1 protein-coding gene is annotated in these 802 nt (G+C 49.5%); it reads left to right on the plus strand.

Annotated elements, in window-relative coordinates; genetic code table 11:
• Nucleotides 1-786, plus strand: a 786-nt coding sequence (locus LGT40_RS00315) for an IS3 family transposase (RefSeq protein WP_226343108.1), incomplete at its 5' end; no start/stop codon positions are given.
• Nucleotides 787-802: the final 16 nt, after the last annotated feature.

Consider the following 802-nt stretch of genomic DNA (forward strand, 5'->3'; position numbering starts at 1 on the left):
TGGCTGGTCAGAAAGCCAAGCCGTCGTGAACAAGCTAACCAAATCATTAAAGCCCATATACAGGAAAGCTATCACGGCAGTGACCGGACCTATGGTTCACCGCGTGTATGGCGTGATTTATATGATTGGGGTATTACCTGCTCTGTTAACCGGGTTGCTCGGCTGATGCAGCAACTAGGGCTCATGGCGCGACGCAAACGACGTTATAAACCGAGCGATAATGGTGTCAGAGCGCTCCATGCGATTGCACCAAACCTGCTGGAACGGCAGTTTGATGCCAGTGCCCCGAATCAGCGATGGGTAGCGGATTTCACCTATATCTGGACGGCTGAGGGTTGGCTTTACCTGGCGGCTGTCATGGATTTGTTTTCCAGACGTATTGTTGGCTGGTCGATGCAGGGCGGCATGACGGCGCAATTGGTGATTGATGCCTTAATGATGGCCGTTTGGCGTCGGGGCAAGCCTGATGCTTTGCTACACCATTCTGATCAGGGCAGCCAATATACCAGTGAAGATTTTCAGCAATTGCTGGCTTCACAGGGTATTACCTGCAGTATGAGTCGCAAAGGTGATTGCTGGGACAATGCGGCGATGGAAAGCTTTTTCTCAACGCTGAAAATAGAGCGAGTCAACAGAAGGCGGTATAAAACCCGTAATGAAGTTCGGGCGGATGTATTCGATTACATTGAACGTTTTTATAACCCGAAACGTCGTCATTCGACATTAGGCGGAATTAGTCCGGTAGAATTTGAAAAAGGCTATACGGGCTTAACTATGTGTCCGTGAATTTGTGGGAAACCCA

Origin of the sequence: Methylophaga pinxianii (assembly GCF_020447225.1) — a bacterium.
Taxonomy (GTDB): Bacteria; Pseudomonadota; Gammaproteobacteria; order Nitrosococcales; family Methylophagaceae; genus Methylophaga; species Methylophaga pinxianii.